Consider the following 18,436-nt stretch of genomic DNA (forward strand, 5'->3'; position numbering starts at 1 on the left):
ACGGATGCGCATCGCGGTGGTCGGCGGGGGCCCGGGCGGCCTCTACTTCTCGGCCCTGGTCAAGCAGCTCGACCCCACGCACGAGGTGACGGTCTGGGAGCGCAACGCCCCGGACGACACCTTCGGCTTCGGCGTCGTCTTCTCCGACGAGACCCTCGGCGGCATCGAGCACGCCGACCCCGTCGTCCACCGCGAGATGGAGAAGCACTTCGCGCGCTGGGACGACATCGACGTCCACTTCCGCGGCACGGTGACCACCTCGGGCGGCCACGGCTTCGCCGCGATGAGCCGCAAGGAGCTGCTCGGCATCCTGCAGCGCCGCTGCGCCGACCTCGGCGTGACGGTGCACTTCCGCACCGAGGCACCGGACGTCGAGGAGCTGCGCCGCACCGCCGACCTCGTCCTCGCCGCCGACGGCGCCAACTCCCGGGTCCGCGCCCGCTACGCCGACGTCTTCGACCCCACGCTGGAGACCCGGCACAGCCGGTACATGTGGCTCGGCACCGACCTGGTGTTCGAGGCCTTCAAGTTCTACGTCGAGGAGACCCCGCACGGGGTCATGCAGATCCACGGCTACCCGTACGACCGCACCGGCAGCACGTTCATCGTCGAGATGCACGAGCGGGTGTGGCAGCGGGCGTTCGGCGACGTCGCGGCGGTCGACCTGGCGCCCGGCGAGAGCGACGAGAAGTCGATCGAGCTGGTCCGGCAGCTGTTCGCCGACGTCCTCGACGGCCACCGGGTGTTCGCCAACAACTCGAAGTGGCTGAACTTCCTGTCGCTGTCCAACCGCACCTGGCGGCACGGCAACCTGGTGCTGATCGGCGACGCCGCGCACACCGCGCACTTCTCCATCGGCTCGGGCACCAAGCTGGCCATGGAGGACGCCCTCGCCCTGGCCGCCTGCCTGCACGAGCAGCCCGACCTCGACGCCGCGCTGACCGCCTACGAGGAGGAGCGGCGGCCGGTCGTGCTCTCCACCCAGCGCGCGGCCAAGGCCAGCATGCAGTGGTTCGAGGACATCGGGCACTACGTGCACCAGGACCCCGAGCAGTTCGCGTTCAACATCGTCACCCGCAGCCGGCGGGTGACCCACGAGAACCTGCGGCTGCGCGACCCCGAGTTCGTCGCCGGCGTCGACGCCTGGTTCGCCCGCAGCCAGCCCGAGCCGACGACGCCGCGGCCGCCGATGTTCCACTCCTTCCGCCTGGGCGAGCTGGAGCTGAAGAACCGCGTCGTCGTCTCGGCGATGGACATGTACTCCGGCGAGGACGGGCTGCCGACCGACTTCCACCTGGTGCACCTGGGCAGCAAGGCGCTCGGCGGTGCCGGGCTGGTGATGACCGAGATGGTGTGCGTCAGCCCGGAGGCGCGGATCAGCCTGGGCTGCACCGGCCTGTACACCGCGGAGCAGGAGCGGGCCTGGACCCGCGTCGTCGACTTCGTGCACGGGCACACCGATGCGCAGATCGGCGTCCAGCTGGGCCACTCGGGCCGCAAGGGCTCGACGAAGCGGATGTGGGAGGGCATCGACGAGCCGCTGCCCGACGGGAACTGGGAGGTCGTCGGCCCGTCGCCGATCCCCTACTCCCCCGCCAACCAGGTGCCGCGGGAGCTCTCCGAGACCGAGCTGGCGGGGATCCGCGAGCAGTTCGTCGCCAACGCCCGGGCGGCGGTGCGCGCCGGCTTCGACGTGCTCGAGCTGCACTGCGCGCACGGCTACCTGCTGTCGTCGTTCATCTCGCCGCTGTCCAACCGCCGCACCGACCGCTACGGCGGCCCGCTGGAGAACCGGCTGCGCTACCCGCTGGAGGTGTTCGACGCCGTCCGCGAGGTGTGGCCGGCCGGGCGGCCGATGACCGTGCGGATCTCGGCGACCGACTGGTGCGAGGGCGGCACCGACGTGGACGACGCCGTGGCGGTGGCCCGCGCCTTCGCCGAGCACGGCGCCGACGGCATCGACGTCTCCACCGGCCAGGTGGTCAAGGAGGAGCGCCCGGCGTTCGGCCGCAGCTACCAGACCCCGTACGCCGACCGGATCCGCAACGAGGTGGGCCGCGAGTTCGGCGTCGCGGTGATCGCCGTGGGCGCGATCTCCAGCCACGACGACGTCAACTCCATCCTGCTGGCCGGGCGGGCCGACCTGTGCGCGCTCGGCCGGCCGCACCTCTACGACCCGCAGTGGACGCTGCACGCCGCGGCCGAGCAGGAGTGGGCCGGGCCGGGCGCCACCTGGCCCGCGCCGTTCCGGGCCGGCAGCCGGCGGCCGCAGACCGGCCGCAGCGACGGGCCGCGGCCCCGGCTGGAGCTGATCCGCCGCGGGGAGCCGCGCACCCGCCATGCACGCTGGACCCCGTGAGCAGGCTGCAGCGCGTCGGCGCCCCGGCGCTGTTCGTGCTGCTGTGGAGCACCGGGTTCGTCGGCGCGAAGTACGGGCTGCCCTACGCCGACCCGTTCACCTTCCTCGGCGTCCGGCTGGCGCTGGCCGCGGTGCTGCTGGCCGGCATCGCCGCCGCGCTGCGCTCGGCCCGGCCCCGCGGCGCGCAGTACGGGCAGGCGGCCGCCGCCGGGCTCCTGCTGCACGCCGGCTACCTCGGCGGGGTCTTCTACGCCATCTCCATCGGGATCCCCGCCGGGGTCTCGGCGGTGGTGGTGAGCCTGCAGCCGGTGCTGGTCGCCGTCCTCGCCGCCCGCGTGCTCGGCGAGCGGCCGACCGCGCGGCAGTGGGTCGGGCTGGGGCTCGGCCTGGCCGGGGTCGCGCTCGTCGTCGTCCCCGGGGTGCTGGCCGCGGGCCCGGTCGGGCCGCTGCCGCCGGCCGGGCTGCTGGCCTGCGTCGTCGCGCTGGCGGCCGGCACCTACGGCACGGTGTTCCAGAAGCGGCACGGCGAGGCCGTGCCCCTGCTGTGGGGGACGGCGGTGCAGTACGCGGCGTCGGCGGTGCTGCTGCTCGCGATCGCCCTGGCCACCGAGGACCTGCGCATCGAGTGGACCGGCGAGTTCGTCGCCGCCTTCGTCTGGCTGGTCGTCGTGCTGTCGCTCGGCGCGGTGCTGCTGCTCCTCCTGCTGCTGCGCCGGGGCAGCGCGGCGAGCGTGTCGAGCCTCTACTTCCTGGTGCCGCCGGCCACCGCGGTCGAGGCGTACCTGGTGTTCGGCGAGCGCCTCGCGCCGGTCTCGCTGGTCGGCATCGGCCTGACCGCGCTGGGCGTGGCCCTCGTCGTGGTGCCCGCCCGCACCCCGGCGGCGGTCAGCGAGCCCGGATGAGCTCCGCCCAGGCGGCCTGCGCCCGGGGGGCCCAGGCGGCGTGCCGCTCGCGGAAGACCTCGGCGGCCCGGTGCCCGCTCCAGCGCGGCGGCAGGAGCTCGCGCGGCAGGCCGGGGTCGAGCAGGGGGAAGCGGCGCCACTCCTGCACGAGCCGGATCTGGGCCAGCAGGGCCTGCCGGTCGGTCCGCGGACGGCGGCGGCCGACCAGCTCGAGGAAGTCCTCGTACCGCTCCTCCACCGCGTCGAGCTCCCACGCGGCCCGGACCAGCGAGCGCTCGTCGCCCACGGCGCCGGCGGTGGCCACGAACGACCAGCTGCCCGCCAGCAGGCCGAGCTCCTCCAGCACGGTGCGCGCCGCCGCCTCCCGGTCGACCCGGGGTGTCACCCACGTGCCGGCCCGCGGCGAGCCGAGGCCGACCCAGCCCAGCCGGGTGCGCAGCCGCGAGCGCAGGGCCCGGTTGTTCTCGGGCACCCCGACGCTGAGCACCAGCCAGCGGTGGTCCCACGGCTGCTCGGGCGCGGCGAAGCCGTAGATCCGCTCGGTGCCCTCGCGCAGCAGCGCGACGCCGGACGGCGTCAGCCCCCAGCGGGTCTCGCGCCCGAACCGCCGCGCCTCGATCCAGCCGGAGTCGGCGGTGCGCATGATGGCCTGGCGGGCCGCCTTCTCGGCCACGTCGAGCTCGCCGAGCAGCTCCAGCAGGGTCGCCGTCCACACCGGCTGCGCCGCGGGCAGCACGAACTCGCCGAGCACGGTGAGCAGCAGGCTCCGGGCGCTGCCGGCGCCCAGCTCGCGCCGGGCCGGGACGGGCTCGACCTCGTCGAGCTCCTCGACCGGCGCGGGGTTCACGGCGTCCATCGTGGCACCCGGTCCTCCCGTCCCCGCCGTCCCTCCGGGGCGCACCACCCCGGCGGGGCATCGATCCGGTCACGAGACCCGGCGGACGCGCTGTGACCCTTGACACACCCGATCCGACTTCTACAGCATGCGTCAACGCTCGGCGCACGTCTGTAGCACGTCGGACCCGACCCGCAGGAGCCCGCGATGGCGTTGACCTCCCGTTCCCGGCGCCGCCTCCTCGCCGCCGCCGGCGCCGGTGTGCTGACCGTGGCGGTGGCCGCCTGCGGCGGCGGCAGCCTCGGCGGGGACGACGACGGCGGGGGCGGCGGCGGCGACGGGGGCGAGGGCGGCGGCAGCATCAAGGTCGGCCTGGTGATCCCGCAGGCGGGCGTCTACACCCCGCTCGGCGAGGACATGCAGAACGGCTGGGAGCTCTGGCTGGAGCAGAACGACGGCACGCTCGGCGGCTACGAGGTGGAGACCGTCGTCGCCGACGAGGGCGAGGGGCCCGACACCGGGGTGCCGGCGGTGCAGCGCCTGCTGCAGCAGGACCAGGTCGACGTCGTCGTCGGCATCGTCAACTCGGCCACCGCGCTGGGTGCGGCCGAGCAGTTCGCGGAGGCGCAGAAGGTCCTCGTCGTGGCGAACGCCGGTGCCGGCGCGATCACCGCCGACGCCGCGTCGCCGTACGTGTGGCGCACCTCGTTCACGAACGCGCAGATCGCCTCGGCAATGGGCGAGCACCTCGCCGCCGAGGGGGTCGGCCCGGTCTACGTCATGGCGCCGGACTACGCGGCCGGCCAGGAGGTCGTCGCCGGCTTCACCGAGGCCTACGAGGCCGGCGGGGGCACGGTCGCCGGGCAAGCGCTGACCCCGTTCGGGACGACGCAGGACTTCCAGCCGTTCCTCTCCGGCATCCAGTCCTCGGGGGCGGCCGCCACCTTCGTCTTCTACTCCGGCGGCGAGGCGGTGAGCTTCGTGCAGCAGTACGACTCGTTCGGGCTCAAGGACACCATCCCGCTCTACGGCTCGGGCTTCCTCACCGAGGGCAGCGTGCTCGAGGCGCAGGGCCAGTCCGCGGTCGGCGTGCAGACGACGCTGCACTACTCGACCGAGATCGAGAACGACGCCAACACGGAGTTCGTGCAGGCCTACCAGGAGGCGTACGACGAGCTGCCGACGGTCTTCGCGATGACGACGTTCGACACCGCGAACGTGCTCGACCAGGCGCTGGCCGAGGCCGACGACCTCAGCGGCGACTCGGTCTCCGCGGCGCTGGAGGGGCTGGGCGAGATCGCGAACAGCCCCCGCGGGCCGTGGAGCTTCACCGGGCAGTCCCCCGAGCAGGCGGTCTACCTGCGGGAGGTCACCGACGACGGCGGCACGCTGATCAACAGCGTCGTCGAGGAGCTCGGCGTGTACGCCCAGCCGGGGGCCTGAGCGCTCGTGGTCGGCTGGCTGGACGCCAACCTCGTCAGCATCCTCAACGGCTTCGCCATCGGATCGCTGCTGTTCATCCTCGCCCTCGGGCTGTCGATCGTCTTCGGGATGATGGACGTGCTCAACCTGGCCCACGGCGCGCTCTACCTGGTCGGTGCCTACCTCGCCTGGGACCTGCTCGGCGGCGGCGCCACGTGGGGCGCCTTCCTGGGCGCGCTGGGCCTGGCCGCCGTCGTGGGGCTGCTCGCCGGCGCGGGGCTGTCGGTCATGACCGAGCCGCTGGCCCGGCGGCCGATCCTCGACCAGGCGCTGCTCACCCTGGGCGTCTCGCTGATCGTCGCCGAGGTGCTCTCCATCGCGTACGGCAACGACGCGCTGAGCGTGGCCGCGCCGCCCGGGCTCGACGGCAGCGTGTCGGTCGCCGGGAACTCCTACCCGACCTACCGGCTGCTGCTGATCGCGATCGGCGTGGTGCTCGCCGTCGTCGTCTGGCTGGTGGTCGAGCGGACGTCGGTGGGCGCGCTGGTGCGGGCCAGCGTGGCCGACCGCGAGATGGTCTCGGCGATGGGGATCGACAACCGCAAGGTGAAGGTCGCCGTCCTGGGGATCGGCTCGATGCTGGCCACGCTGGCCGGCGTCCTGGGGGCGCCGGTGTACGGCGCCCGCCCGGGGCTGGACGACACGATCCTCATCCTGGCCCTGGTCGTCGTGGTGATCGGCGGGCTCGGGTCGGTCAAGGGCGCCTTCATCGGGGCGCTGCTGATCGGCCAGGTCGAGTCGCTGGGCCGGGCGCTGCTGCCCGACGTCTCCTCGTTCGTCCTGTTCGGCACGCTCGCCGTCGTGCTCGTCGTCCGCCCGCGGGGGCTGTTCGGGCCCCGGAAGCTGGCCGGGACATGAGCGCCTCCGTCGACCCGGCGACGACGGAGGCGCCGGGCACCGCCCCTGTCGCCGCCGCACCGGCTCCTCCGCGGCCGGGGTGGCCGGCCGCCGTCGCCGGGCTGGCGGTCGTGCTGGCGCTGGTGGCCGTCCCGCTGTTCGTCGACCCGTTCGGCACCACGGTGCTCGGCCGGATCCTGGTGTTCGCGCTGTTCGCCGTCAGCCTCGACCTGCTGGTCGGCGTCACCGGGCTGCCGTCGCTCGGCCACGCCGCGTACTTCGGGGTCGGGGCCTACACCGCCGGGCTGGTCGCCATCCACTGGACCGCCGCCGGGCCGGTGCCGGTGCTGCTCGCCGCCGGTGCCGGCGCGGTCGCCGCGGCGGCCACCGGCTGGCTGGCGGTGCGCAGCTCCGGCGTCTTCTTCCTGATGCTGACGCTGGCCATCGGCGAGCTGGCGTTCCAGCTGGCCACCCGGCTCGACGACGTCACCGGCGGCTCCAACGGCCTCTACGGCATCCCCGCCGTCCGCTTCGGCGGCGAGCCGGTGGTGCTGGCCGGTTACGTGTACTGGTACCTGCTCGCGCTGTTCCTCGCCGGCTTCGCCCTGCTGTGGCTGATCGCCGCCTCGCCGTTCGGCGGCGTGCTGCGCGGCATCCGCGACAACGAGCCGCGGATGCGGTCGCTGGGCTACTCGCCGTTCTGGTACAAGTTCGGCGCCTTCGTGCTGGCCGGCGGCTTCGCCGGGATGGCCGGCGGCATGTACGCCACGCTCGTGCGGCTGGTGACCCCGGCGGAGGCCGGGTTCACCACCGGCGCCCTCGCTCTGCTCGCCGTCATCCTCGGCGGCGCGGGCTCGCTGTGGGGGCCGGTGCTCGGCGCGGCGGTCGTCGTCCTGGTCCGCGACGCGCTCGGCCCGACCCTGGAGGGCCACGGCCCGCTGGTGCTCGGGATCGTGTTCGTCATCGCCGTGTACGTGCTGCCCCGGGGGGTCGCCGGCCTCGCCGGGCTGGTGCGCCGGAGGAGGGCGACGTGACCGCGCCGCTGCTGTCGCTGCAGGGGGTGAGCCGCACCTTCGGGGCGCTGCGCGCGGTCGACGACGTCACGCTCGAGGTGCCCGCCGGCGCCCGGCACGCGCTCATCGGCCCCAACGGCGCCGGCAAGAGCACGCTGTTCCAGCTGATCTCCGGCACCATGCCCGTCTCGGCCGGCACCCTGCACTTCGCCGGGGCCGACGTCACCGGGCGGTCGGAGCCGCAGCGCGCCCGGCTCGGCATCAGCCGGACGATGCAGCACTCCAGCCTGTTCCTCACCCAGACCGTGCAGCAGAACGTGCTGCTGGCCGCCCAGCGCCGGCACGGGTCGCGGCACGCCCTCGTCCCCCGCCGGCAGCGCGCGGCCCGCGACCGGGTCCGCGCGCTGCTGGCCGACGTCGGTCTCGAGGCGCGGGCCGAGGTGCCGGTGGCCGCGCTCTCGCACGGCGAGCGGCGGCAGGTCGAGGTGGCGGTGGCGCTGGCCTGCGAGCCCCGGCTGCTGCTGCTCGACGAGCCGGCGGCGGGGATGTCGCCCGCCGAGAGCGCGCGGCTGGTCGCGCTGCTGCGCGGCCTGCCCGGGTCGGTGACCCTGGTGATCGTCGAGCACGACCTCGACGTGGTGTTCGCCCTCGCCGGCTCGATGACCGTGCTGCACCTGGGGCGGGTGCTGGTCACCGGCACCCCCGACGAGGTGCGGCGCAGCGACGCGGTGCAGGAGGCCTACCTCGGCACCGACCGCGGGGCGCTCTTCCTCGACGACAGCGGCCCCGCGCAGCTGGAGGTGGGCTGAGTGCTGGAGGTCCGCGGGCTGCGCTCGGGCTACGGCCGCAGCAGCGTGCTGCAGGGCGTCGACCTCGACCTCGCCGACGGTCGCGTGCTCGGCCTGCTCGGCCGCAACGGGGTCGGCAAGACGACGCTGGTGAACACCGTCATGGGGCTGGTGCACGCCACGGCGGGCGCGGTCGTGCTCGACGGCCGCGACCTCGCCGGCCGCCGTCCCGACGTGGTGGCCCGGGCGGGGGTGGCGCTGGTGCCGCAGGGCCGGCGGGTGTGGGCGCCGCTGACCGTCACCGAGCACCTGGCGCTGGCCGCCCGGCGCGGGCGGGGCCGCGGCCCGTGGACCGTCGACCGGGTGCTGGAACTGCTCCCACGGCTCGGCGAGCGGCTGCGGCACAGCGCCGGCCAGCTGTCGGGCGGGGAGCAGCAGATGCTCGCCATCGCCCGCGCGCTGCTGACCAACCCGCGGCTGGTGCTCATGGACGAGCCCTCCGACGGGCTGGCGCCGTCGCTGGTCGACCGGATCGGCGAGGTCGTGGGCGACATGAAGGCCGAGGGCGTGACGCTGCTGGTGGTCGAGCAGGACCTGCACCTGGCGTTCGCGGTGGCCGACGAGATCGCCGTCATGGACAAGGGCCGGGTCGTGCACCGGTCACCCACGCAGGAGTTCCGCCGCGACAGCTCCGTGGCCCGCGCGCTGCTGGGCGTCGGCTAGTACCGGTGGTCCTCCGGGTCGACGTAGCCGCCGCTCTCCTCGTGCCCGGGGCCCAGGTCTCCCCCGCCGGCCGGCTCGTCCGGCCCGCGCCGGCCGGCGGCCCGCTCCCGCGCGGCCTCGTAGCGCGCCCGGCGCGGGTCGTCGGCCTGCGGCGTCCCGGCGTCCGGACGGCGGCCGGCGACGTGCTTGCGCAGCCGCCCGTCGTCGGTGCCGCGGAAGCCGCGGGCGACGAACCACGCGGTCACCGCCTCCCGGTCGGGATGGGTCTCGCGCACCACGTTGACCACGTAGTTCAACCCCCGCGCGGCGGCCTCCTCCTCCAGGCGGGCGAGCACGAAGGCGCCGACCCCGGTGCCGCGCGCGCTCTCCTCGACGGCCAGCAGGATCTCCGCGTCGCCCCACACGTCATCGAGCCAGCCGTAACCGACCACGCGGCCGTCGGATTCAGCCCGCCACCAGTCGCCGGCCAGCCGCTCACCGCGGGTGCGGCCGGCCGAGCGGAACACCGCCTCCGGCACGCCGGCGAACACCCGCTCGCGGTCGGGGTCCCAGCGCGGGTCGTCGTCCTCGACCCAGGTGAGCGTCGTCGCCGTCGTGCGCGTGGATGCCATGCCTGCTCCTCAGCCGGTCCCCCGCCTACCATAGTGACCTGCGGCACTTGTCTACAGACGGACGGCGCCTTGCACATCGTCGTGTAGCACGACAGCATGGGTCGCGAGGACGTCGGCCCGCACCCTCCTGGAGGCACCGTGACCACCCTCGACGACCGGCCGGCGACGACGTCGGAGGCGCCGCCCGAGGTCTCCTTCGACACCTCGCCCGAGCGGTACCGGCACTGGCGGCTCGCGGTCGACGGCGAGATCGCCACCCTCACGCTGGACGTCGCCGAGGACGGCGGGATCGTCCCGGGCTACGAGCTGAAGATGAACAGCTACGACCTCGGCGTGGACATCGAGCTGCACGACGCCGTCCAGCGGATCCGCTTCGAGCACCCGGAGGTCAAGGCCGTCGTGGTGACCAGCGGCAAGGAGCGGATGTTCTGCGCCGGCGCGAACATCAAGATGCTCGCGGCCTCCCCGCACAGCTGGAAGGTGAACTTCTGCAAGTTCACCAACGAGACGCGCAACGGCATCGAGGACGCCTCCGCGCACTCCGGGCTACCGTTCCTCGCCGCGGTCAACGGCGCGGCGGCCGGCGGCGGCTACGAGCTGGCGCTGGCCTGCGACCAGATCGTGCTGGTCGACGACAACTCCTCCGCCGTCTCGCTGCCCGAGGTGCCGCTGCTCGGCGTGCTGCCCGGCACCGGGGGGCTGACCCGCGTGGTCGACAAGCGCGGGGTGCGCCGCGACCTGGCCGACGTCTTCTCCACCACCGCCGAGGGGGTCCGCGGCCGGCGCGCGGTGGAGTGGCGCCTGGTCGACGCCACGGTGAAGGCACGCGACTTCGACGCAGAGATCGCCCGCCGCGCCGCCGAGGCCGCCGCCACGTCGACCCGCCCCGGCGCCGGCACCACCGGCATCAGCCTGACCCCGCTGCAGCGCGAGGTGGACGGCGACACCACCCGCTACCCGCACGTCCGCGTGGTCCTCGACCGCGGCTCCGGCACCGCGACGCTCACCGTGCTCGGCCCGACCGCCGTGCCGGGCGGGGTCGAGGAGCTGCACGAGCAGGGCGACACCGCCTGGCTGCTGGCCGCCACCCGGGAGCTCGACGACGCGATCCTGCGGCTGCGCACCAACGAGCTGGAGATCGGCACCTGGCTGCTGCGCACCGAGGGCGACCCCGGCGTCGTCGCCGCCTACGACGAGTTCCTGCTCGCGCACCGCGACGACTGGCTGGTCACCGAGACCGTCGGCTTCCACCGCCGCACCCTCAAGCGCCTGGACACCACCAGCCGCAGCCTCTTCGCGCTGATCGAGCCCGGCTCCTGCTTCGTCGGCACGCTGGCCGAGATCGCCCTGGCCGCCGACCGCCAGTACATGCTCGAGGGGCAGTTCGAGGACGACGAAGACCCGGCGCCGCCGGCGGTGCTCCGGCTCGACGCGTTCAACACCGGCCTGCTGCCCATGAGCAACGGGCTGGCGCGCCTGCAGGTCCGGTTCCTCGGCAGCGCCGACGAGCTGGCCGCCGCCGAGGCCGCCGTCGGCCGCGACCTGCTCGCCGCCGACGCGGCCGAACTGGGCCTGGTGACCGGCACCCCCGACGACATCGACTGGGAGGACGAGATCCGCCTCCTGGTCGAGGAGCGCGCCAGCTTCTCCCCCGACGCGCTCACCGGCATGGAGGCGAACCTGCGCTTCGCCGGCCACGAGACGCCCGAGACCAAGGTCTTCGGCCGGCTCACCGCCTGGCAGAACTGGATCTTCCAGCGGCCCAACGCCGCCGGCCCCGAGGGAGCGCTGCGCCGCTACGGCACCGGCAAGCGCGCCGACTACGACAGGAAGCGGGTCTGAGGGCATGACTGGCACCGTGAACCCACCCACCCCACCGGCCACCGAGTCCAACCCCACGCAGGGCACCGTCCACGGGGAGTCCCCCGCGCCGTCCGGGCCGCTGTCGAGGATCGACTACAGCGAGCGCATCCCGAACAACGTCAACCTGGCCGGCGACCGCAAGCTGCAGCGGGCCCTGGAGGGCTGGCAGCCGAAGTTCCTCGACTGGTGGAAGAACCTCGGCCCCTCCATCCCCACCCACGACGTCTACCTGCGCACCGCCATCGAGGTCGGCCGCGACGGCTGGGCGCACTTCGACCGGGTGCCCATGGAGCAGTACCGCTGGGGCATCTTCCTCGCCGAGCGCGACCCCGACCGGACGATCGGCTTCGGCCAGCACAAGGGCGAGCCGGCCTGGCAGGAGGTGCCGGGTGAGTACCGGTCGGAGCTGCGCCGGCTCATCGTGATCCAGGGCGACACGGAGCCGGCGTCGGTGGAGCAGCAGCGGCACCTGGGCATGACCGCGCCGTCGCTCTACGACATGCGCAACCTGTTCCAGGTCAACGTCGAGGAGGGCCGGCACCTCTGGGCGATGGTCTACCTGCTGCACGCCTACTTCGGCCGCGACGGCCGCGAGGAGGCCGAGGAGCTGCTCAAGCGCAACTCCGGCGACTACGACTCCCCGCGCATCCTCGGCGCGTTCAACGAGGAGACGACCGACTGGCTGTCGTTCTTCATGTTCACGTACTTCACCGACCGCGACGGCAAGTACCAGCTCGGCACGCTCAAGGAGTCCGGCTTCGACCCGCTGGCCCGCACCTGCACGTTCATGCTGCGCGAGGAGGCGCACCACATGTTCGTGGGGACGACGGGGGTGCAGCGCACCGTCCAGCGGACCGCCGAGCTGATGAAGCAGCACGGCACCGACGACATCTGGGACCACGGCGGCATCCCGCTGTCGGTGATCCAGAAGTACCTGAACTTCCACTACTCGGTCTCGCTGGACCTCTTCGGCTCCGAGACGTCGTCCAACGTCGCCGCCTACTACACGGCCGGCCTCAAGGGGCGCTGGATGGAGACCCGGCGCAAGGACGACCACGTGCTCACCGACGCCACGATGGACATCCCGGTGGTCGAGGACGGCCGGATCACCACCCGCACCGTGCCGATGCTCACCGCGCTCAACTACGACCTGCGCAGCGACTACTCGGCCGACTGCGGGGCGGGCGTGAAGAAGTGGAACAAGGAGCTCGAGGCGGCCGGCCTCGACGAGCGCCTGTACCTGCCGCACCAGGGTTTCAACCGCAAGGTCGGCGCGTTCGCCGGCACGCACGTCTCGCCCACCGGCGAGGTGCTCGACGAGGCGACCTGGCAGGCGCACGCCGACGAGTGGCTGCCCACCGCCGAGGACCACGCCCGCGTCGCCGCGCTGATGGTGCCGCACTACGAGCCCGGCGAGTTCGCCGGCTGGATCAGCCCGCCGCCGGTCGGCATCAACAACCTGCCGGTCGAGTACGACTACGTGCGGTTCTGAGGGGACGGCCGCCGTGTCCACGCTCGAGGCCCCGGCCGCGGCGCCAGTCACCGGGGAGCCGTTCAACGCCGCCGAGTGGCTGGTCACCCGGCACGCCCGGGCCACCCCCGACAAGCGGGCGATCACCGCGATCGACCTCGACGGGAGGGTCCGCACGCTCAGCTACGGCGAGCTGGACGACGCCGTCCACCGGTTCGCGGCCGCCCTGGTCGCCGCCGGGGTCCGGCCCGAGGAGCGCCTGCTGCTGTGCATGGGCGACAGCCCGGAGCTGCTCACCGCCTTCCTCGCCGGGCTGCGCATCGGGGCCGTGCCGGTGCCGGTGAGCACCATGCTCAAGCCGCACGACGTCCGGACCCTCGCCGCCGACAGCCGCGCCCGCCTGCTGGTGCTCAGCTCGGAGTTCGCCGAGCTGGCGCCGGCGGTCGGCGGGTCGCGCGACCTGGCCGACGTCGTCGTCCTGACCGGGGACGCCCTCCCCGACGTGCCCGGGAAGCGGGTGCGGTCGTGGGACTCGTTCGCCGCCGCCGGCGCGGACTCCCTCGACGCCGTCGCGGAGCCCTACCCGACGGTGGCCGACTCCCCCGCGTTCTGGCTCTACACGTCGGGGACGACGGGGACGCCGAAGGGCGCGATGCACCGGCACGGCTCGCTGCGCGACACCGCCGAGACCTACGCGCGCGACGTGCTGGCGATCGGCCCGGACGACGTGACGTTCTCGGTGGCGAAGTTCTTCTTCGCGTACGGGCTGGGCAACACGCTGACCTTCCCGTTCTCGGTGGGTGCGAGCACCGTGCTCGACCGCGCCCGGCCGGCGCCCGCCCGCACCGCCCAGGTGCTGCGCGAGCACCGGCCGACGCTGTTCTTCGGCGGGCCCACCTACTACGCGGCGCTGCTGGCCGCCGGGCTGCCGGCCGACGCCTTCGCCGGGGTGCGGGCCTGCGTGTCGGCCGGGGAGGCGTTCCCGGCGGCGCTCTTCGAGCGGTTCACGCAGACCTTCGGGGTGGAGATGCTCGACGGCATCGGCTCGACGGAGATGCTGCACATCTTCATCAGCGGCCGGCCGGGCCGGACCCGCGCCGGCGCGACCGGCGAGATCGTGGCCGGCTACGAGGCGCGGATCCTCGACGACGACGGGCAGCCGGTGCCCGACGGGACGCCCGGCCACCTGTGGGTGAAGGGCGACAGCGCCGCGTCCGGCTACTGGTCGCGGACGGCGACCACCCGGCGGGTGTTCCAGGGCGAGTGGGTGCGCACCGGCGACACCTACGTGCGCAGCGCCGACGGCTACTACTCCTCGCTGGGCCGCACCGACGACATCATCAAGGCCGGCGGCATCTGGGTCTCCCCCACCGAGGTCGAGGAGCGGTTGCGCGCGCACCCGGCGGTCGGCCAGGCGGTCGTCGTCCCGGTGCCGGACGACGACGGGCTGGACAAGCCGGTGGCCTGCGTCGTCCTGCTGCCCGGCGCGACCGCGAGCGCCGAGGACCTGGTCGCCTTCTGCCGGGAGGGGCTGGCGGCGTTCAAGCGGCCGCGGCACATCCTGGTGTTCGACGAGCTGCCGACGACGGCGACGGGCAAGCTGCAGCGCTTCCGCATCCGCGAGCTGGCCTGCGAGCGCCTCGGCGGCGCGGCCGCGCCCGACCTGACCCCGGTCACCGGCACGCCCACCGGCTGATGCTGCCGACGCGGACCCTGGGGCAGGGGCTCGAGGTGTCGGCACTGGGGCTCGGCTGCATGGGGCTGAGCGAGAGCTACGGCCCCCCGCCCGACCGCGGGGAGGCGATCGCCCTGCTGCGGGCGGCCGTCGACCGCGGGGTCACCCTGTTCGACACCGCCGAGGTGTACGGCCCGTTCGTGAACGAGGAGCTGGTCGGCGAGGCCCTGGCCCCCGTGCGCGACGACGTCGTCATCGCCACGAAGTTCGGGTTCGCCTACGACGCCGACGGTCGTCCGGACGGGCTGTCCAGCCGCCCCGGCGACGTCCGCCGGGCGGCCGAGGGCTCGCTGCGCCGGCTGGGCGTCGACCACATCGACCTCTGGTACCAGCACCGGGTCGACCCGGACGTGCCGATCGAGGACGTCGCCGGCGCGGTGGCCGAGCTCGTCGAGATCGGCGCGGTGCGCCACTTCGGGCTGTCCGAGGCGTCCCCGCGGACGATCCGCCGGGCGCACGCCGTCCACCCCGTCACGGCGGTGCAGAGCGAGTACTCGCTCTGGTACCGCGAGCCCGAGCGGGAGGTGCTGGCCGTGCTCGAGGAGCTCGGCATCGGGTTCGTGCCGTTCAGCCCGCTGGGGCGGGGCTTCCTCACCGGCGCCGTCGACCCCACGACGGCGTTCGGCAGCGACGACATCCGCAGCACCATCCCGCGGTTCAGCGAGGACGCGCGCCGGGCCAACCAGGCACTGGTCGACCTGCTGGCGGCCGTCGCCGCCGACCGGGGGGCGACGCCGGGCCAGGTGGCGCTCGCGTGGCTGCTCGCCCGGCGACCGTGGATCGTGCCCATCCCGGGCACGCGCCGGCTCGCGAGGCTGGAGGAGAACCTCGCCGCCGCGTCCCTCGCGCTTCCCCCCGCCGAGCTGGCCCGCATCGGGGAGGCCGCGGCCGCCGTCGAGGTGCAGGGCGCGCGCTACCCCGACGAGATGGAGCGGCTCAGCGACCGCTGACCGGCCTCAGTGCAGCGCGGCGTCGGCGGGCCCGGTCGCCCAGCGGCGGAAGCGGACGACGAGCCCGGCCCGCGTCGGCGCGCAGCAGTACGGCCCGGCGGCGACCGGCACGCCCTCCGGGAAGGGGCAGACGCGCACCAGCCGGAACGGCTCGTCGTCCACCCGCGCGCGGATCGTGACGGCGTCGCCGGCGCGGCTGGCCCGCACGGTCACCGCCCGGCCGGCCCAACCGGGCACCGGCGCCACCGACCAGTCCGACCGGCCCAGCGTGACGACGGCGCCGAGCTGCGGGGCGCCGTCGGAGAACTCGACGCCCGTCTTCACCCAGGTCTCCGCGTCGGCGCGCAGCACGAGGCCGGCCTGGTCGAACTGCCGGTCGTAGGCGGCGTCGAAGGTGACCTCGACGGCGCCGGGGTCGTCCAACGGCGCCAGCAGCGCGTGCGCGTCGTCGTGCACGAAGCCGTAGGCGGTGTGCCGCCAGGCGTCGCTGCCCTCCGCGGCGGTGACCAGCAGGTCCGGCCCGTCCCCGGTCACCGTGACCGGCGGCGTGGTCCAGGTGCCCTCGTCCCAGGCGTGCGGCGTCATCGGCCCAGCATGCCGACCAGCAGGCCGGCCACGGCGCGCATCCCCGCCGCGTTCGGGTGGTACGGGCCGATCCCGCCGGCGAACACGTCGCCGAACTCCCAGCCGGTGACCCACGGCTCGGGGTCGCAGACCGTGTGGTCGCGGCTGATCGCCGAGGCCCGGACCAGCTCGGCCCCGGAGAACCGTGCCGCCAGGGCCGTCGCGGTCTCCAGCCGCCGGCCGATGCCGGTGCACAGCCGCACGTCCTCGTCGCTCATCGGCAGCCGGGCGCAGCCGGCGTCCTCGCGGAGGATCGTCAGGTGGTCGACCAGCAGGATGCGGGCCCGCGGCGCCCGGCCCCGGACGGCGCCGACGAGATCGGCGAGCCTGGCCGGCAGCGCGGCGAGCGCCCCGTGCACGGCCGTCTCGTCGACCGGCGTGCCGAAGAAGGCGCCGGCGCCGGGTGGCGCCGCCTCGGGAGACACCCGGTACGAGCAGCGCAGCAGGGTGAGCAGGTACTCGACGTCGTTGCCGCCGACGGTGATCGTCACCAGGTCGGCGTCCGGGCGCACGGCCTCGATCTGCCGCGGCACGAGGCCGCCGGCCAGCAGCACCTGCGGCCGGTCGAGGACGTCGTCCACGGTGGCCCCGCCGGAGGTGACGTCGACGAGGTCGTACCCGAGCCGCTCGGCCACCAGGTGCGCGTAGTTGGCGCCCGATCGGCCGCAGGCCGGGTCGACGACCGGCTCGATGCCCGGCCCGGCGGCGAACGAGCTGCCCAGGGCGACGTAGACGGTCACGGTCCTCCTCGAGATCGCGGACCGGGTGGTCCAGGCGCATCCTGCCCGCATGAACGCTGTTCGTTCCCTCGTGGGGACCGTCGGCGTCGTCCTCGCCGTGGTCCTGCTCCTGCTCGGGCTCCTCCTGACCCCCGTCCTGCTCCCGCTCGCCCCCCTGGTGCTGCTCGTCGTCGGCGGGTGGAAGTTCTGGCGGCTCAAGCACAAGGCGGAGCGGGAGGTGGAGCGCGGGCACCGGAAGGTGCGCAGGACCGGGAAGAAGGTCGAGAGGAAGGCCCGGCACGCCCTCACCCGGTAGGCGCGTTGTGTACGGTCGTTCTTATGAGCTCCCTGCCCACCGAGGACGATCCCCGGACCATGCGCGAGCGCATGCTCGCCGGTGACCTCTACGTCGCCGACGACCCCGAGCTCGCCGAGGCCAGCGCCCGCGCGCTGGACCTGGCCGCCGCCTACAACGCCACGACCGTCCGCCAGGGCGCGCTGCGCCGGCAGCTGCTGGAGGAGCTGCTCGGGTCGATCGGCGAGGGCACCGAGATCCGGCCGCCCTTCCACGTCGACTACGGCGGCCACATCCGCATCGGCGCCCGCTGCTTCGCCAACTTCGGCCTGGTCGCCCTGGACGTCGCGCCCATCACCATCGGGGACGACGTCCAGTTCGGCCCCAACGTGCAGCTGCTCACGCCGACCCACCCGGTGGAGCCCGGGCCGCGGCGGGACAAGTGGGAGGCCGCCGAGCCGATCACCATCGGCGACAACGTGTGGCTGGGCGGCGGCGCGATCGTGCTGCCCGGCGTGACGATCGGCGAGAACACCGTGGTCGGCGCCGGGGCCGTCGTCACCAGGGACCTGCCGGCGAACGCGATCGCCGTCGGCAACCCGGCCCGCGTCGTCCGCACCCTGGGGTGACCACCGCGCGGCGCCCCCGCCGGCACGACCCCGACCGGCGCGACCGGCTGGTCGACGTCGCCCTCGAGGTCATCGCCGAGCACGGGGTGGCCGCCGCGTCGCACCGGGCCATCGCCCGCGCCGCGGACGTCCCGCTGGGCTCGCTGACCTACCACTTCTCCTCGCTGGCCGACCTGCTGGCGGCGGCGTTCACCCGGCACGTCGACGTCGTCGCCGAGCGCTTCGACGAGCGGATGCGCACCGCCCCGGACCGGGCGGCGGCCTTCGAGTCGCTGGTCGAGCACGTCGCCGGCGACCTGGTGGGGTCGCAGCGCGAGCTGGTGCTCGCCGTCGAGCTCTACGTCGCCGCCGCCCGGGACCCGGCGCTGCGCGCGGTCACCCAGGACTGGATGTCGCGCAGCCGCCGCAGCCTCGAGCGGCACCTCGACCCGGTCACCGCCCGCGAGGTCGACGCCCTGGTGGAGGGGCTGGTGCTGCACAGCGCCCTGTCCACCGACCCGATGACCCCTGACCAGATCCGGGCCGCCCTCGCCCGCCTCTACGGGGTTCCGCGACGATCATGAAGTTCGGGAGGCGGCACACCGCTGCACGGCGGCGCGC

General features: G+C 74.4%; 18 protein-coding genes. 14 read left to right on the plus strand and 4 right to left on the minus strand.

Annotated features, from left to right (window positions below):
• The first annotated feature begins 4 nt into the window (after nucleotides 1–4).
• Both ACI8AF_RS14685 and ACI8AF_RS14690 read left to right on the plus strand, forming a co-directional pair.
• Nucleotides 5–2,359, plus strand: coding sequence for a bifunctional salicylyl-CoA 5-hydroxylase/oxidoreductase (locus ACI8AF_RS14685; RefSeq protein ID WP_456540461.1), 2,355 nt, complete (start codon nucleotides 5–7; stop codon nucleotides 2,357–2,359).
• Entirely contained in the window at nucleotides 2,356–3,261 is a 906-nt protein-coding gene (locus ACI8AF_RS14690; protein WP_456540462.1) for a DMT family transporter, read from the plus strand. Before ACI8AF_RS14685 ends, ACI8AF_RS14690 begins: the two co-directional genes overlap by 4 nt.
• Here ACI8AF_RS14690 and ACI8AF_RS14695 read toward each other — a convergent pair.
• A complete protein-coding gene (locus ACI8AF_RS14695; protein ID WP_456540463.1) occupies nucleotides 3,245–4,108 on the minus strand; it encodes a PaaX family transcriptional regulator in 864 nt (287 codons plus the stop codon). The two genes, ACI8AF_RS14690 and ACI8AF_RS14695, sit on opposite strands and share 17 nt — an antisense overlap.
• A 195-nt stretch (nucleotides 4,109–4,303) precedes the next feature.
• Here ACI8AF_RS14695 and ACI8AF_RS14700 point away from each other — a divergent pair, with 195 nt between their 5' ends.
• From ACI8AF_RS14700 to ACI8AF_RS14720, 5 genes are read left to right on the plus strand one after another with little or no spacing between them, the layout of a single operon-like run.
• Nucleotides 4,304–5,539: an ABC transporter substrate-binding protein gene (locus tag ACI8AF_RS14700; protein WP_456540464.1), complete on the plus strand. Its 1,236-nt coding sequence runs from the start codon at nucleotides 4,304–4,306 to the stop codon at nucleotides 5,537–5,539.
• Nucleotides 5,540–5,545: 6 nt separating this feature from the next.
• The gene (locus ACI8AF_RS14705; RefSeq protein ID WP_456540465.1) at nucleotides 5,546–6,436 is read left to right on the plus strand and encodes a branched-chain amino acid ABC transporter permease; all 891 of its coding nucleotides are present in this window, start codon (nucleotides 5,546–5,548) and stop codon (nucleotides 6,434–6,436) included.
• Nucleotides 6,433–7,449: a branched-chain amino acid ABC transporter permease gene (locus ACI8AF_RS14710; protein ID WP_456540466.1), complete on the plus strand. Its 1,017-nt coding sequence runs from the start codon at nucleotides 6,433–6,435 to the stop codon at nucleotides 7,447–7,449. The genes ACI8AF_RS14705 and ACI8AF_RS14710 overlap by 4 nt, the downstream gene beginning before the upstream one ends.
• Nucleotides 7,446–8,237: an ABC transporter ATP-binding protein gene (locus ACI8AF_RS14715; RefSeq protein WP_456540467.1), complete on the plus strand. Its 792-nt coding sequence runs from the start codon at nucleotides 7,446–7,448 to the stop codon at nucleotides 8,235–8,237. The genes ACI8AF_RS14710 and ACI8AF_RS14715 overlap by 4 nt, the downstream gene beginning before the upstream one ends.
• Nucleotides 8,238–8,939, plus strand: coding sequence for an ABC transporter ATP-binding protein (locus tag ACI8AF_RS14720; RefSeq protein ID WP_456540468.1), 702 nt, complete (start codon nucleotides 8,238–8,240; stop codon nucleotides 8,937–8,939). It abuts the gene before it with no gap.
• Here ACI8AF_RS14720 and ACI8AF_RS14725 read toward each other — a convergent pair.
• Entirely contained in the window at nucleotides 8,936–9,550 is a 615-nt protein-coding gene (locus ACI8AF_RS14725; RefSeq protein WP_456540469.1) for a GNAT family N-acetyltransferase, read from the minus strand. The genes ACI8AF_RS14720 and ACI8AF_RS14725 overlap by 4 nt on opposite strands.
• 138 nt (nucleotides 9,551–9,688) lie before the next feature.
• Here ACI8AF_RS14725 and boxC point away from each other — a divergent pair, with 138 nt between their 5' ends.
• The 4 genes from boxC to ACI8AF_RS14745 are packed head-to-tail and all read left to right on the plus strand — an operon-like array spanning nucleotide 9,689 to nucleotide 15,569.
• Nucleotides 9,689–11,392 carry a 2,3-epoxybenzoyl-CoA dihydrolase gene (gene boxC, locus ACI8AF_RS14730; RefSeq protein WP_456540470.1) on the plus strand — a complete coding sequence of 568 codons (1,704 nt, stop codon included), beginning with the start codon at nucleotides 9,689–9,691 and terminating at the stop codon, nucleotides 11,390–11,392.
• Between the two features lie 4 nt (nucleotides 11,393–11,396).
• Nucleotides 11,397–12,905, plus strand: a complete 1,509-nt coding sequence (boxB, locus tag ACI8AF_RS14735) for a benzoyl-CoA 2,3-epoxidase subunit BoxB (protein ID WP_456540471.1) — start codon at nucleotides 11,397–11,399, stop codon at nucleotides 12,903–12,905.
• A gap of 13 nt (nucleotides 12,906–12,918) precedes the next feature.
• On the plus strand, nucleotides 12,919–14,580 hold the full coding sequence (locus tag ACI8AF_RS14740; RefSeq protein ID WP_456540472.1) for a benzoate-CoA ligase family protein: 1,662 nt from the start codon (nucleotides 12,919–12,921) through the stop codon (nucleotides 14,578–14,580).
• Nucleotides 14,580–15,569: an aldo/keto reductase gene (locus ACI8AF_RS14745; RefSeq protein WP_456540473.1), complete on the plus strand. Its 990-nt coding sequence runs from the start codon at nucleotides 14,580–14,582 to the stop codon at nucleotides 15,567–15,569. The genes ACI8AF_RS14740 and ACI8AF_RS14745 overlap by 1 nt, the downstream gene beginning before the upstream one ends.
• Nucleotides 15,570–15,575: 6 nt before the next feature.
• On the opposite strand, the gene ACI8AF_RS14750 is transcribed toward ACI8AF_RS14745, so the two are convergent.
• Together ACI8AF_RS14750 and ACI8AF_RS14755 are read right to left on the minus strand one after the other, a co-directional pair.
• The gene (locus ACI8AF_RS14750; protein WP_456540474.1) at nucleotides 15,576–16,154 is read right to left on the minus strand and encodes a DUF1349 domain-containing protein; all 579 of its coding nucleotides are present in this window, start codon (nucleotides 16,152–16,154) and stop codon (nucleotides 15,576–15,578) included.
• A complete protein-coding gene (locus ACI8AF_RS14755) occupies nucleotides 16,151–16,933 on the minus strand; it encodes an SGNH/GDSL hydrolase family protein (protein WP_456540475.1) in 783 nt (260 codons plus the stop codon). The genes ACI8AF_RS14750 and ACI8AF_RS14755 overlap by 4 nt, the downstream gene beginning before the upstream one ends.
• A gap of 49 nt (nucleotides 16,934–16,982) precedes the next feature.
• Here ACI8AF_RS14755 and ACI8AF_RS14760 point away from each other — a divergent pair, with 49 nt between their 5' ends.
• From ACI8AF_RS14760 to ACI8AF_RS14770, 3 genes are read left to right on the plus strand one after another with little or no spacing between them, the layout of a single operon-like run.
• Entirely contained in the window at nucleotides 16,983–17,228 is a 246-nt protein-coding gene (locus ACI8AF_RS14760) for a hypothetical protein (RefSeq protein ID WP_456540476.1), read from the plus strand.
• 23 nt (nucleotides 17,229–17,251) lie between these two features.
• Nucleotides 17,252–17,836, plus strand: coding sequence for a sugar O-acetyltransferase (locus ACI8AF_RS14765; RefSeq protein WP_456540477.1), 585 nt, complete (start codon nucleotides 17,252–17,254; stop codon nucleotides 17,834–17,836).
• Nucleotides 17,833–18,399 carry a TetR/AcrR family transcriptional regulator gene (locus ACI8AF_RS14770; protein WP_456540478.1) on the plus strand — a complete coding sequence of 189 codons (567 nt, stop codon included), beginning with the start codon at nucleotides 17,833–17,835 and terminating at the stop codon, nucleotides 18,397–18,399. The genes ACI8AF_RS14765 and ACI8AF_RS14770 overlap by 4 nt, the downstream gene beginning before the upstream one ends.
• Nucleotides 18,400–18,436: the final 37 nt, after the last annotated feature.

It is taken from the genome of Blastococcus sp. SYSU D00669 (genome assembly GCF_054050715.1).